Source organism: Halopseudomonas sp., from assembly GCF_038130085.1.
GTDB lineage: Bacteria > Pseudomonadota > Gammaproteobacteria > Pseudomonadales > Pseudomonadaceae > Halopseudomonas.
The window spans coordinates 24,873-39,636 of sequence record NZ_JAYPMU010000022.1; the positions used below are offsets into that span (position 1 = coordinate 24,873).

Annotated in this window: 8 protein-coding genes and 2 pseudogenes; 8 read left to right on the forward strand and 2 right to left on the reverse strand. The window is 61.6% G+C overall.

The annotated features are described in order from the left end of the window. The first annotated feature begins 128 nt into the window (after positions 1–128). From AAFM31_RS14515 to cobA, 8 genes and pseudogenes are all read left to right on the forward strand, one after another. On the forward strand, positions 129–1,100 hold the full coding sequence (locus AAFM31_RS14515; protein ID WP_341708644.1) for a TAXI family TRAP transporter solute-binding subunit: 972 nt from the start codon (positions 129–131) through the stop codon (positions 1,098–1,100). A gap of 192 nt (positions 1,101–1,292) precedes the next feature. After that, positions 1,293–3,875, forward strand: coding sequence for a TRAP transporter permease (locus AAFM31_RS14520; protein ID WP_341708645.1), 2,583 nt, complete (start codon positions 1,293–1,295; stop codon positions 3,873–3,875). A 10-nt stretch (positions 3,876–3,885) separates the two neighbouring features. After that, entirely contained in the window at positions 3,886–4,314 is a 429-nt protein-coding gene (locus AAFM31_RS14525) for a universal stress protein (RefSeq protein WP_341708646.1), read from the forward strand. A 182-nt stretch (positions 4,315–4,496) separates the two neighbouring features. Beyond that, the gene (locus AAFM31_RS14530; RefSeq protein WP_341708647.1) at positions 4,497–5,708 is read left to right on the forward strand and encodes a nitrate/nitrite transporter; all 1,212 of its coding nucleotides are present in this window, start codon (positions 4,497–4,499) and stop codon (positions 5,706–5,708) included. Between the two features lie 3 nt (positions 5,709–5,711). Then, a complete protein-coding gene (locus AAFM31_RS14535) occupies positions 5,712–7,379 on the forward strand; it encodes a bifunctional protein-serine/threonine kinase/phosphatase (RefSeq protein ID WP_341708648.1) in 1,668 nt (555 codons plus the stop codon). Between the two features lie 267 nt (positions 7,380–7,646). Beyond that, positions 7,647–8,846 (forward strand): annotated as a pseudogene (locus AAFM31_RS14540) (NAD(P)/FAD-dependent oxidoreductase); the annotation flags it as partial. 86 nt (positions 8,847–8,932) lie between these two features. Further along, positions 8,933–11,629: pseudogene (locus AAFM31_RS14545) on the forward strand (molybdopterin-dependent oxidoreductase). 14 nt (positions 11,630–11,643) lie between these two features. Beyond that, entirely contained in the window at positions 11,644–12,402 is a 759-nt protein-coding gene (cobA, locus tag AAFM31_RS14550; protein WP_341708649.1) for a uroporphyrinogen-III C-methyltransferase, read from the forward strand. Positions 12,403–12,405: 3 nt separating this feature from the next. Here the strand turns inward: cobA and AAFM31_RS14555 are convergent, their stop codons facing one another. Next, complete coding sequence (locus AAFM31_RS14555) at positions 12,406–12,807, reverse strand: nuclear transport factor 2 family protein (RefSeq protein ID WP_341708650.1); 402 nt, start codon at positions 12,805–12,807, stop codon at positions 12,406–12,408. Positions 12,808–12,888: 81 nt separating this feature from the next. Continuing rightward, positions 12,889–14,685 (reverse strand): ABC transporter ATP-binding protein/permease, encoded by a 1,797-nt coding sequence (locus tag AAFM31_RS14560; protein WP_341708651.1) that lies wholly within the window; start codon positions 14,683–14,685, stop codon positions 12,889–12,891. Positions 14,686–14,764 lie beyond the last annotated feature (79 nt).

A 14,764-nucleotide genomic window follows, 5' to 3' on the forward strand; every position in this document is an offset into this window, starting at 1 on the left:
GGAATGCAAATCATCCACTACACTGGATAGGTGAACGTGTTCGGCCCTGAAGCGGGATCGGGCCTCCCACACGGGCTAGCTGTTAGAAGACAGTAGCCACTGACAATCAAAAGAAGGAGCTATCTCACATGATGCGCAAATCCCTTGCCATGCTGTTTTCGGCCACAATCGGATACGCCTCACTCAGCGCCACCCCCGCCGTAGCAGAAACCTTCGTGACCATCGGTACTGGCGGTCAGACCGGCGTCTACTACGTGGTCGGTCAGTCAGTCTGTCGTCTGCTCAATCGCAACTCCGCCGAACACGGCATCCGCTGCAACGCACCCTCAAGCGGCGGTTCGGTTGCCAACGTCAACGCGATCCGCGGTGGCGAGATGAACATGGGGGTGGTCCAGTCCGACATCCAATACAAGGCCTATGAAGGCATCCAGAGCTTTGAGGCAGACGGCGCGTTCAGCGACATGCGCGCCATGTTCGCCCTGCACGGCGAGCCGCTGACTATCGTTGCCCGCAACGATGCCAACATCACCGGCGTCACAGACCTGAAGGGCAAGCGGGTAAACATCGGCAACCCGGGCTCCGGTCAGCGTGACACCATGGACGTCGTAATGGGTGCACTGGGCTGGACTACCGATGACTTCGCTCTGGCCTCCGCGCTGGACGCCGCCGAGCAGGCAGCAGCGCTGGGCGACAACAACATCGATGCCATGGTCTACGTTGTCGGCCACCCCAACGGCTCCATTCAGGAAGCCACCACCACCGTCGATGCCAACCTGGTATCTGTCTCCGGCCCGGAGATTGATCAATTGATCAGCGAGCGCCCCTACTACGCCAAGGCAATCATTCCGGGCGGTCTGTACCGCGGCAATGACTCCGACACCGAAACCTTCGGTGTGCGTGCGACGCTGGTAGCCTCGACTGCAACAGACGCAGAAACCGTGTACCAAACCGTTAAGGCAGTGTTCGAGAACTTCGACCGCTTCAAGCGTTTGCACCCGGCCTTCGCGACGCTGAAAGAAGAGGAAATGATCAAGGACGGACTCTCTGCGCCACTGCATGAAGGCGCCATCCGCTACTACAAAGAACGCGGCTGGATGTAACACAATTCGGGCCGCCCTAAGGGGCGGCCCGCCTGTTTTCTACCCACGTATTTCTTTGCTGCCGCCGTTTCGGCAGCACCAGGCGCAGCGTTCACAAGACGCTGAGCTTATCGCGGCGCCCACCGGCGATCCGCTCCGGCAACTGATTGCCGGCTAACAATCAAACAAAACGCAGGGGAGCAGCGCCTAGCCATGAGCAAGCCAAGCGACGCCAACGAACTCAACAGTGAACTCGAGGATCTGGTTGCCACCAGTGACACGGGCGCCCGCAAACCGACCGGTCTCGCCCGCAACCTGCTGATGAGCATTGCTGCCATATGGTCGCTGTTCCAACTCTGGATCGCCTCGCCGCTGCCGTTTCTGGTTGGCTTTGGGGTGTTCAACAGTACCGAGGCGCGTTCGATTCACCTCGCCTTCGCCGTCTTCCTGGGCTTTATGGCCTACCCCGCATTCAAACGCTCCCCGCGTGACCACATCCCGGCGCTGGACTGGATTCTGGCGTTGGTGGCGGCGTTTTGTGCGGCCTACCTGTATCTGTTCTATGCCGAGCTGGCAGAGCGCCCGGGCCGACCGACTACCCAAGATGTGGTGGTTGCGGTTACCGGCCTGATCCTGCTGCTGGAGGCAACCCGTCGTGCCCTTGGTCCGCCGCTGATGATAGTGGCGCTGGTATTCATTATCTACTCAATGGCTGGCCCCTACATGCCGGGCATCCTTGCTCACCGGGGCGTCAGTCTGGAAGCGCTGACCAACCACCAGTGGCTTACAGCTCAGGGCGTGTTCGGCATTGCCCTTGGCGTTTCCACCAGTTTCGTGTTCCTGTTCGTGCTGTTTGGCTCCCTGCTCGATAAAGCCGGCGCGGGCAACTACTTCATCAAAGTGGCCTTCTCGCTGCTGGGCCACTATCGCGGCGGCCCAGCCAAGGCCGCGGTAGTCGCTTCCGGGATGACCGGCCTGATTTCCGGTTCATCGATTGCCAACACCGTCACCACCGGCACCTTCACCATTCCAATGATGAAACGGGTGGGATTCTCTGCCGAGAAGGCCGGCGCGGTTGAAGTGGCATCCTCGGTTAACGGTCAGATCATGCCGCCGGTCATGGGGGCTGCAGCGTTTCTGATGGTTGAATATGTCGGCATTTCCTACGTCGACGTGATCAAGCACGCTTTCCTACCGGCACTGATTTCTTACATCGCCTTGATCTATATCGTCCACCTGGAAGCAGTCAAGGCTGGCATGCAAGGCCTGCAGAGCAGCAACCCGCCACGGCCACTGCTGCGCAAGGTCATCGGTTTTATGACCGGCTTGCTGTTGCTGATGGCCTTATCTTTTGCCGTTTACTACGGCCTCGGCTGGCTCAAACCTGCGCTGGGTGATGCGGCCAGCTGGGTCATTGCCGGTGCTCTGGCGGTGGTCTACATCGGGCTGGTCAAGGTTGGATCGCGCTATCCCGAACTGGAGCTGGATGATCCGAACTCTCCCGTCGTGCACCTGCCGCAAACCCGGCCGACGGTCATGTCTGGGTTGCACTACATCCTGCCGGTAATCGTGCTGATCTGGTGTTTGATGGTCGAGCACCTGTCTCCTGGGCTGTCTGCGTTTTGGGCCACCGTGCTGATGATCGTCATCATCCTTACTCAACGCCCCCTGATGGCGCTGTTCCGTGGCGATGGCAACACCGGCGGCGCGGTACGTCAGGGGCTGGATGAACTCTGGCAAGGGCTGGTTGCCGGCGCGCGCAACATGATCGGCATCGGCATTGCCACCGCAACCGCCGGCATCATCGTTGGCGCGGTATCGCAGACCGGGGTCGGCCTGGTGCTGGCCGATCTGGTCGAGATCCTGTCGATGGGCAACCTGCTGTTGATGCTGTTGCTCACCGCAGTACTCAGCCTGATTCTGGGCATGGGCCTGCCAACCACTGCTAACTACATCGTGGTGTCTGCCCTGCTCGCACCCGTCATCGTAACGCTGGGCCAGGAAAGCGGGCTGCTGGTGCCACTGATTGCTGTACACCTGTTCGTGTTCTACTTCGGCATCATGGCTGACGTCACGCCACCCGTTGGCCTGGCCTCCTTTGCCGCCGCTGCGGTATCCGGTGGGGATCCGATCCGCACCGGTTTTCAGGCGTTCTATTACAGCCTGCGTACTGCCGCACTGCCGTTCCTGTTCATCTTCAATACCGATCTGCTGCTGATCGACGTGGATTGGCTGCATGGCACCATCATCTTCGTGGTAGCAACCATCGCCATGCTGATCTTTGCAGCCGCCACTCAAGGCTGGCTGCTGGTGAAGAGCCGCTGGTATGAGAGCATTCTGCTGCTGCTTGTGGCGTTTACCCTGTTCCGCCCCGGCTTCTGGATGGACATGGTGCACGACCCCTATCGCTCGATCCCGCCAGCACAGCTGGAGCAATCGCTTGAGCGGCTCGACAAAGGCAGCAACCTGCGTATTCAGGTTGCGGGGGAAGACGATATTGGTCAGCCGCGAACCTTCTTTGTACTGGTGCCGGTACCAGAGGGCGCAGATGGCGCGGAGCGCCTCGACAAGCTAGGCCTGCTGCTCATGCAGGATGGCGATCGTACCGTGGTCGATATGGTTACCTACGGTAGTCCCGCCGCCGAGCTGGGCTTCGAGTTTGATCAGGAAATTGTCGAGATCCTCGCCCCGGTTGATCGCTGGGCCAAGGAATGGATGTGGATCCCGGCCATTCTGGGATTCCTGCTGGTGCTCGGCCTGCAATCGCGCCGGCGCCCTGCCGCCGCACGCGCATGAGGGAGTGATCATGTACAACAAGATTTTGCTGCCAATCGATCTCAACCATAAGCAATCCTGGGAGAAGGCGCTGCCGACAGCCTTGAACCTGTGTCAGACCTACCAGGCATCGTTGCATATCGTTACCGTGATGCCTGATTTCGGCATGCCGCTGGTCGGCGGTTTCTTCCCCCGGGAATACGCAGACCAGGCCAAAAAAACCATTAGCGACGGTTTGAAGGCATTCGTCACCGAGCACATCCCCAAGGGCGTCAAGGTCCAGCGTATTGTCGCTGACGGCAAAGCCTACGAAGCGATCCTTCGGGTTGCTCGCAAACTGGATGTCGACCTGATCGTCATGGCCTCGCACAAGCGCAAGCGGCTAGAGGACTACCTGTTGGGCACCAATGCCCTGCGCGTCGTTCAGCAATCCAAACGGTCGGTAATGATCATCCGTTAACGCCTGCTGGCACGTATTCTGCTTGAGTGAAGTGGCGCGGTTGAGACAGACCGCCAGCTTCGACAAAGGCGTCGTTCCCACCTCGAACCGGTTTCGGGCGAAGGGGATGACGCTTTTTTTGTACTCAAAAAACAGCTAAACCTGTTGTAACAAGCGCTGTACAGCGCCCAGAGGACCACAGAATGAACACCAGTTTCTGGAAAGCCGGCCACACGCCCACCCTGTTTTCCGCCTTTCTGTACTTCGATCTCAGCTTCATGGTCTGGTACCTGCTCGGCCCCCTTGCGGTGCAAATTGCCACCGACCTGCAACTAAGCGCACAGGAACGGGGCATTATGGTTGCAACGCCCATTCTGGCCGGAGCCCTGCTGCGTCTGGTGCTCGGATTTCTGGCAGACCGGCTGTCCCCCAAAACTGCTGGCATCATCGGCCAGCTGGTGGTCATCACCTCGCTGGCGCTGGCCTGGCTGCTTGGCGTGAACAGCTACGAGCACACGCTGCTGCTTGGCCTGGGGCTCGGCTTTGCTGGCGCATCCTTCGCAGTCGCACTGCCGCTGGCCTCGCAGTGGTATCCGCCGGAGCACCAGGGCAAGGCCATGGGTATTGCCGGCGCCGGCAACTCCGGCACCGTGCTTGCCGCGGTGTTCGCTCCCGGGTTGGCCTATCTATTCGGCTGGCAGAACGTCTTCGGCCTCGCCCTGATTCCGCTGACCATCACACTGGTGCTGTTTGTGCTGCTGGCTCGCAACGCACCCAGCCGCCCGGCGCCCAAGTCGCTCAGTGACTACGCACACGCATTACGTGACGTCGACAGCTGGTGGTTCATGTTCTTCTACAGCGTGACCTTTGGCGGCTTTATTGGCCTGGCCAGCGCCCTGCCCGGTTATTTCAGCGACCAATACGGACTCAGCCCGGTCACTGCTGGCTACTACACCGCCGCGTGCGTCATGGCTGGCAGCCTGATGCGACCGCTCGGCGGCGCGCTGGCTGACCGCATCGGCGGCATCCGCTCGCTGCTGGTGATGTACGCGATTGCATCCGTCTGCATCGCCATCGTCGGTTTCAACCTGTCCAGCTCCTGGGCTGCGCTGGCACTGTTTGTCATCGCCATGCTTGGCCTTGGAACCGGTAACGGCGCGGTCTTCCAGTTGGTGCCGCAACGTTTCTTCCGGGAAATCGGGGTGATGACCGGGCTGATCGGCATGGCAGGTGGCGTCGGCGGCTTCATCCTCGCCGCCGGGCTGGGCGCTATCAAGCAGCACACCGGCGACTACCAACTGGGCCTTTGGATGTTCGCCTCTCTTGGTCTGCTGGCCTGGATTGGCCTGTTCAACGTCAAGCGTCGCTGGCGCACTACGTGGGGCGCATCCCACATGACCACTGCGCGTATCTGATCGATGGCATTGCAGCTGAGCATCAGCCAGGCCTCTGATCAGGGGCCTCGCAGTCAGAACCAGGACGCCGTGCGCGTGGTAACACCTGCGCCCTCACTCGCCACCAGCAAAGGGCACCTGCTCGCGCTGGCCGACGGTGTCAGTCAATGCGCTGACGGCGCACTGGCCGCCAACGCCACCCTGCAGGCGCTCGCGCTCGATTACTACTCGACCCCGGAAACCTGGAGCGTCAGTCAGGCGCTCGATCGTCTGCTGACCGCGCATAACCGCTGGCTGCGGGCCAACGGCGGAGGGCAACCGCTGCTGACCACGCTGACCGCTTTGGTCCTGCGCGGACGTCGCTATACGCTGGCGCACATCGGTGATAGCCGTGCCTATCTGCTACGAGACCGCCAGTTGCAGCAACTGACCAGTGATCATGTGTGGGAGCAGCCCGGCATGGATCACGTGCTCAAGCGCGCCATGGGGCTCGACGAGCATCTGCTGATCGATTACAGCGAAGGTGAGCTGCAGCCGAACGATCAGATCGTACTGCTCAGCGACGGTGTATGGGCAGCGCTCAAGGACGGCGATGTACTCGAATGCCTCAACAACCAGCCGCTGGAGAACAGCTGTGACGCACTGGTTCAGTTAGCGCTGCAGCGAGGCAGTCAGGATAACGCCAGCGCGTTGCTGGTGCGGATCGACGAGCTGCCGGAGGAGTCACTCGGCGATGCGCTTGCACCAGCAGATGAGCGCGCCCTGCCGCCGCGCCTGAAACCGGGTCAGCTATTCGAGGGCTGGGAGGTTGCCAGCGTTGTCAGCGAGTCTCGCCAGTCGCTGGTGTACCGGGTGCGCGACCCGCTCAAGCACACTTGGCTGCTGAAAACCTTGCCTTCCACCCTCGCGCAAGACGCAACAGCGCGGCAGTCGCTGGTTCTGGAAGAATGGTTCATGCGGCGCGTGGCCAGCAGCGTAGCCCCTGAGCTGCACCCCATGCCGCGTCGTAACCACCTGTACTACGTGATGCGTGAGTACCCAGGCCAGACGCTGGAGCAACTGCGCAGACAACAGGGCCTGCTCAGTTTGGCCGCATGGCAGGAGATTGCCGTCGAGCTGATTCGCGCGGTTGGGAAACTGCATCAGCGCAACCTGCTGCACTGCGATATCAAACCGGACAACATTCACTTGGGCGACGACCAGCGCCTGCGACTGCTCGACTTCGGTTTGGTCTATTGCCCGGGTCTGTCAGCCGAAGGGCCGGGCAACAGCTCCGGCACCCCGAGCTATCTCGCCCCTGAGGCACTCAACGGAGCACCGCCTAGCGTTGCACAGGATATCTACGCGACCGGCGTAACCCTGTATTTCCTGCTAACCGGTCATTACCCCTACGGCGAAGTCGAAGCCTTTCAGCGCCCGCGCTTTGGCTCACCGATTCCGCCCAGTCGCTACCGGCCAGACCTGCCGCCATGGATCGACCATCTGCTATTGCAAGCGGTAGCCGTCGCGCCGGAACAACGTTTCGAAACCGCTGAGCAATGGCTGCACGAACTCGCCAGCGCCGAGCAACGGCCTCTGCACTCCCCGCAGAAGCCCCTGCTTGAACGCAACCCCTTGGCAACGCTGCGATGGCTGGCGGTGTTATCCGTCGCTCTCAACCTGTATCTGTTGCTGCTAGTACTGGGCGGCTAGCTGCTCTACCGCAGTGCATAACGCTGCATACTGGTGCATTAATACCTCATTAAATATTCAATAAATATCCATAACACACTGAATAAAATGAAATTAAAGCATTGGCACGCTAACTGCTTCGATACGTACAGAGAGTAAACACATAGCAGACTACCCCGACAGGTACTCTGTCTCCTGCAAGAACAGGAACGGACAAAGGCGTCCCCACCGTGCAAGCGGTAGGGACGCCTTTTTTGTTTTTGCAGCGCATTACGGAGCGCAGGCGCAATGCACAAATTGAAACTGGTACTGATCGGCAACGGCATGGCCGGCATCCGCACGCTGGAAGAGCTGCTCAAACTGGCACCCGACCTCTACGAGATCACCGTATTCGGCGCTGAGCCGCACCCCAACTACAACCGCATCATGTTGTCGCCGGTGCTGGCTGGTGAGCAGACCTTCGAAGACATCGTCCTTAACGATCTGGACTGGTACCGCACCCACGGCATCACCCTGCACGTCGGCAACCCGGTCGTGCGTATCGATCGCGCCGCGCGCCAGGTGATCGCCGCCGATGGCACCCGTGCCGAATACGACCGCCTGCTGCTGGCCACCGGTTCCCGGCCCTTCATGCTGCCGGTGCCCGGCAACGATCTTGACGGGGTTATCGGCTACCGGGACATCGCGCACACCCAGACCATGATGGATGCTGCCCAGACTCACCGTCACGCCGTGGTTATCGGCGGCGGCCTGCTCGGTCTGGAAGCCGCCAACGGCCTTGCCTTGCGCGGCATGCAGGTCACCGTGCTGCACGTCGGCCAGTGGCTGCTCGACCGCCAGCTCGACGGCACCGCTGGCGCCTTGCTGCAACAGGCACTTGAGGCGCGTGGCATTCGCTTCGAACTGCAGGCGCATACTGAACAGCTATTGGGCGACAGTAGCGGGCGGGTTCGCGCCGTACGTTGCGAAGATGGCCGTGAGCTAGCCGCCGATCTGGTGGTGATGGCCGCCGGCATTCGCCCGAACATCAGCCTGGCGACCGAGGCTGGGCTGGCCTGCGAGCGCGGCATCCTCGTCGATGACACCCTGCAGACCTTCGACCCGCGCGTTTATGCCATCGGTGAATGCGCCAGTCACCGCGGCATCGCCTACGGCCTGGTCGCCCCGCTGTATGAGCAAGCCCGAGTCTGTGCCAACCACCTGGCGATGCTCGGCTATGGCCGCTACCTCGGCTCGGTCACCTCAACCAAACTCAAGGTCACGGGTATCGACCTGTTCTCCGCCGGCGATTTTATGGGCGACGAGCAGTGCGACATCATCACGATGAGCAACCCGGCTGCCGGCAGCTTTCGCAAGCTGGTGATCCGCGACAACCGACTGATCGGCGCCTGCTTTTACGGTGATACCGGCGACAGCGCCTGGTATTTCACGCTGGTGCGCGATGGCAGCGACATCAGCGCCTTCCGCCGGCAGCTGATGTTCGGCGAGGCCTTCGCCAACCAGACTCAGCTGCACCAATTAGCAGCCAATGACGACAACGCCGAGCCGCTACCACTCACAGCAGGAGCCGCACAATGAAACAGACGGCCTCTACCTGCTGCTACTGTGGCGTCGGTTGCGGAGTGCTGATCGAGCACGACGATAAGACAATTCACAACGTCAGTGGCGATCCAGCGCACCCGGCCAATCTTGGACGCCTGTGCAGTAAGGGTTCAACCCTCCACCTGACCGGCGATCTCGCCGCCCGCGCCCACTATCCGGAGCTGCGCCTTAGCAAGTCGCTGGCGCGCACCCGCGTCGACTGGGATAGCGCGCTGACCCACGCCGCCGAGGTGTTTGCCAGCACCATCGCCGAATACGGCCCCGACAGCGTTGCCTTCTACATCTCCGGCCAGCTGCTGACCGAGGATTACTACAGCTTCAACAAGCTGGCCCGCACGCTGATCGGCACCAACAACATCGACAGCAACTCGCGCCTGTGCATGTCCAGTGCGGTAGTCGGCTACAAGCGCAGCCTGGGCGCCGACGCGCCGCCCTGCTCCTACACCGACATTGAGCAAAGCCAATGCCTGATGATCGCCGGCAGCAATATGGCTTGGGCGCATCCGGTGTTGTTCCGCCGTCTCGAAGCGGCCAGGGCCGAACAACCAGACAAACGCATCATCGTCATCGACCCGCGCCGCACCGACACCTGCGAGATCGCCGACCTGCATCTGGCGCTGCGCCCCGGCACCGACGTGGCGCTGTTCCACGGCCTACTGCATCTGCTGATTGAACAGCAGCAAATCGATCACGCCTTCATTGCCGCGCACACCGACGGCTTTGAAGCACTGCAGAGCCTGGTTGAGCGCTACACCCCAACGCTAGTCGCAGCCGAGTGCGGCATCAGCGAGGCGGATCTTCGTCTGGCCGCCAGCTGGATTGGCGAGGCCGAGAGTTTTCTGTCGCTCTGATGCATGGGCCTGAACCAGTCCAGCGCCGGCAGCGCCAAGAACAACGCCCTGATCAACCTGCATCTGGCAACCGGTCAGATCGGTAAGATCGGCAGCGGGCCTTTCTCACTGACCGGGCAACCAAACGCCATGGGCGGCCGGGAAACCGGCAGCCTGTCCAACCTGCTGCCGGGGCACCGCGACGCTGCCAACCCGGATCATCGCCGCGAAGTGGCCGCCTACTGGGGCGTAGACAGCCTGCCAGAGCAACCGGGGCTCAGCGCCATTGATCTGTTCGAGGCCGTACGCGCCGGCCGCATCAAGGCGCTCTGGATCGCCTGTACCAACCCGGCCCAGTCCATGCCCAATCAGCAGCTGATCCATGAGGCGCTAGCCGCCTGCCCCTTTGTCATCGTGCAGGAAGCCTTCACCACGACTGAAACCTGCAGCTACGCCGATCTGCTGCTGCCGGCCGCCAGCTGGGGCGAGAAAGAAGGCACGGTAACCAACTCCGAGCGTCGCATTAGCCATGTGCGCCCGGCGATAGCTGCGCCCGGCGAGGCGCGTGCGGACTGGTCGATCGTCTGCGACTTTGCCCGCCGCCTGGAGCGCCGCCTCAAACCAGGCCGCCCAAGCCAGTTTGCCTTCCACTCCCCGGCCGAACTGTTTGATGAATATAAGGGGCTGACCCGCGGCCGCGATCTGGATTACAGCGGCCTCAGTCACGCCTTGATCGACCGCCTCGGCCCGCAACAGTGGCCGTTCAACGCCTCCACCGAGCAAGGCACCGACCGGCTCTACACCGACGGCCAGTTCGCTACCGCCAACGGCCGCGCCCAGTTCATTGCCGAGCACCTTGCCGACCTGCAGGAGGCAACCGACAGCGACTACCCGCTGCTGCTCAACACCGGGCGCCTGCGTGACCAATGGCACGGCATGAGCCGCACCGGTACGGCGGCGCAACTGTTCGGTCACGTCGAACTCGCCCAACTGGCCATGCACCCCGACGATCTCGCCGCCCGAGGCCTGCAGGACGGTCAGCTGATCCGCGTCAGCAGCCGCCGGGGCGAACTGGTGCTGCCAGTGCTGGCCGAACCCGCGCAGCGCCCGGGGCAGGTATTTCTGCCGATGCATTGGGGTGATCGCTTTCTCAAAGGGCTGGGCTGCAACGTGCTGACCCAAAGCGGCTATGACCCGCTATCCAAGCAACCGGAGCTGAAACAAAGCAGCGTGCAGGTCAGGGCAGCGCATCTACCGTGGGAGTCTTTCTTGCTGATCGAAGGCGACGTCCAACAGCACTTTGCGGCGCTGCGCCGACTCGGCGAACGCTTCGACTATCTCGGCATGGGCCTGATCGGCCGCGAGCGCCCAGCGCTGGTCATGCGCGCGGCCGCGGCGAAGGCGCCCAGTTCTGAACTGCTGGCAGAGCTCGACAACCTGTGCGGCCTGAATAGCGCCACCACCATGCGCTACGACGACCCGGCCAGCGGCGTATCCAAACGCATCCTGCTCAGCGATGGCCGCATCATCGCCATGCGCTTGAGCGGCGATACCCTCGCCCGCGATTGGCTGCGCAGCCTGTGGCAAAGCGCCGATACCGACGCCAGCCTGCAACGCTGGTTCCTCGCACCGGTCAGCGCGCCACCCGGCGCCGAAGTTGGTCGCCCGGACAAAACCATCTGCAACTGCATGAACGTCAGTGAAAGCAGCATCTGCGCTGGCATCGAAAGCGGCCTGCAGCTGGACGAATTAAAACAGCAACTCGGTTGCGGTACCCAGTGCGGGTCCTGCGTGCCGGAAATCAAACGCATGATCAGCAATGCGGCCGTACCGGCCTGAGACAGGAGAATCCCATGCTCAATGAACCTCGTGTATGGCTGGTGGGTGCTGGCCCCGGAGACCCGGAGCTGCTGACCCTGAAAGCGGCGCGCTTGCTGGCCCAGGCCGAAGTAGTCATGGTCGACGATCTGGTCAACCAGGAGATCCTGCAGCACTGCCCGCAGGCGCGCATCATCAGCGTCGGCAAACGCGGCGGCTGCCGCTCTACTCCGCAGGCATTCATCAATCGCCTGATGCTGCGCTACGGTCGCCAGGGCAAGCGTCTGGTTCGGCTCAAGGGCGGCGACCCCTGCATCTTTGGTCGTGCTGGTGAAGAAGCGCAATGGCTGCGCGAGCGCGGTGTTGAAGCCGGTATCGTCAACGGCATTACCGCCGGTCTGGCCGGCGCCACCCAATGCGATATTCCGCTGACCCTGCGCGGCGTCAGCCGTGGCGTGACACTGGTTACCGCTCATACGCAGGACGACAGCGAACTGAACTGGCAGGGCCTGGCTCAGGGCGGCACCACACTGGTGGTGTATATGGGCGTCGCGCGGCTGCAGCAGATTCAGCAAGGGCTGTTGAATGGCGGCATGGCTGCCAGTACCCCGGTTGCCATGATCGAGAACGCCAGCTCGCCCGCCCAGCGTCAGCTAGCCTGTCGGCTGGACACCCTGTGCAGCGCGGCTGCCGCGTTTGAGCTGAAAAGCCCGGCGGTGCTGGTAATTGGCGAGGTCGTCAACGCCGCGGCGCTGGCCCGGTCAGCAGAGAGCCCGAACCAGCTCGCAGGGTAAGTCTCAGGCCTTCGCCGGCTTGAGCGCGTCGAGCATGCGGCCCATGGCCGCGTGAATCGCATTGACCGCCTTGAGCGGACGCACCATGACCTTGAAATCGACGATCTTGCCGTCGTCGTTCCACTGGATCATGTCGATACCGTTGATGGTGATACCGTCGATGATGGTCTCAAACTCCAGCACCGCGTTGTTGCCATCAACCACTTCACGCAGATACTTGAAATGCCCTGGCTCGTTCAGCGTCTTGAACGCCGCCGAGAGATACAGAGTGGTGATTGGCTTGCCGACCTGCGGGGTGTGCACCACCGGCGAGTGAAACACCACCTCATCAGCCAGCAAATCCGCCAGCCCGCTCGGGTCCTGCGCCTCGACAACCTTGTGCCACCGCTCGATTACACTGCTCATTGCTGCTCCTTTTTCTTATCCGCGTGAGGCCCATTGTTCGCCGCTTTAATACGCAGCGGCAAGTGAGATTCAGCCGGTGAATCAGGCGTCCGCAGCCTCAATTCGCTCCCGCTGCTGATCAGCCCACAACCGCGCATACGCGCCCTGCTGCGCCAACAGCTGCGCATGCGTGCCCTGCTCTACTACCTTGCCCTGATCAATCACTGCAATGTTGTCTGCGTGGATGATGGTCGAGAGACGGTGGGCGATGGCGAGCGTGGTACGGCGCTCGGCGACCAGATTGAGGGCGTCGAGAATGCGGCGTTCGGCGTGGGTGTCGAGCGATGCGGTGGCTTCATCAAGAATCAGGATCGGCGGATTCTTCAGCAGCACGCGGGCGATGGCGATGCGCTGTTTCTCGCCACCAGAGAGCTTCAACCCGCGCTCGCCAACCGGGGTATCCAGCTTCTGCGGCAGGCTGCGAACGAAGGTATCCAGCTGCGCCAGTTCCAGCACCCGCCAGATATCTTCGTCACTCGCACCCGGTGCGCCATAGGCGACGTTGTAGCCGATGCTGGCGTTGAACAGCACCGTATCCTGCGGGACCACGCCAATAGCGCGGCGCAAGCTGTCTTGGGTAACGCTGCGGATATCCTGGCCGTCGATGCTGATGCTGCCGCTGTCCACATCGTGAAAACGGAACAGCAGGCGCGCCAGAGTAGACTTGCCCGCGCCGCTGGCACCGACAATCGCCAGTGTTTGCCCGGCCGGAATATCGAGACTGATGCCCTGCAGCACCTCTCGGCGTTGTTCGTAGCGGTAATGCACGTCATGAAACCGCACTGCGGCGCCCTGCAGATTCAGTTCTGTAGCGTTGTCGGCGTCCACCACCTTCAGCGGTGTGCGCAGCAGGCTGAACAGCCGCTCAATATTGGTCAGCGCTTCGCGGATCTCGCGGTAGACAAACCCCAGGAAGTTGAGCGGGATAAACAGCTGGATCATATAAGCGTTGATCATGACCAACTCACCCACCGTCATGCTGCCGGCACTTACCTCACGCGCGGCCAGCACCATCATCAGCGTGACCGCACCGGCGATGATCAGTGCCTGGCCTGAGTTGAGCGCCACCAGCGACAGCCGGTTCTTCATTCGCGCCGCTTCCCAGTCCTGCAGGTTGCGGTCGTACTCGCTGGCCTCGAATGCCTCGTTGCCGAAGTATTTGACCGTTTCGAAGTTCAGCAGACTGTCGATTGCGCGGGTGTTGGAGCGGTTGTCCATCTGGTTGCTCTCACGCACGAAGCGGTTGCGCCATTCGGTGCACCAGATAGAAAAGCTGCCGTACAGCAGGACCGCAACCAGCACTGCCAGCGCATACACCGCGCTGAAGTTAGCGAGCAGAATCACGCTGATTAGCCCGATCTCGATCAACGTCGGCAGAATGTTGAACACCATGAAGCGCAGCAGGAAGCTGATGCCGGAGGTGCCACGCTCGATGTCCCGGGCCAAGCCGCCGGTGCGGCGTGACAGATGAAAGCCGAGATCCAGTCGGTGCAGGTGTTCAAATACCTGTAGCGAGATGCGCCGCATGGCCCGCTCTGCCACACGCGCAAATACAGCATCGCGCAACTCACCAAAGAACACGGACGAAAACCGCAGCACGCCGTAGAACAGCAGCAAGGCTGCTGGCACGAGTACCAGCGCATCAGCTCCGCTCTCGAAGTGATCAACAATCAGTTTAAGTAACCACGGCACCGCGACGCCGGCGAGCTTGGCAACCAGCATGCACAGCACCGCCAGCAGCACGCGGCCGCGAAACTCGCTCAGGTAAGGAAGCAGATCAAAGATGATGCGCCAGTTGACCGGGCCACCGGCGTACTGGCTGTCTGAGCGTGGGCGCACGGCAACTCTCGCAACAAAGGGAATGGCAGAAACACAGTGGGCCTGAACGCGCGAACGTTCAGGCCCACAAAGTGTAACG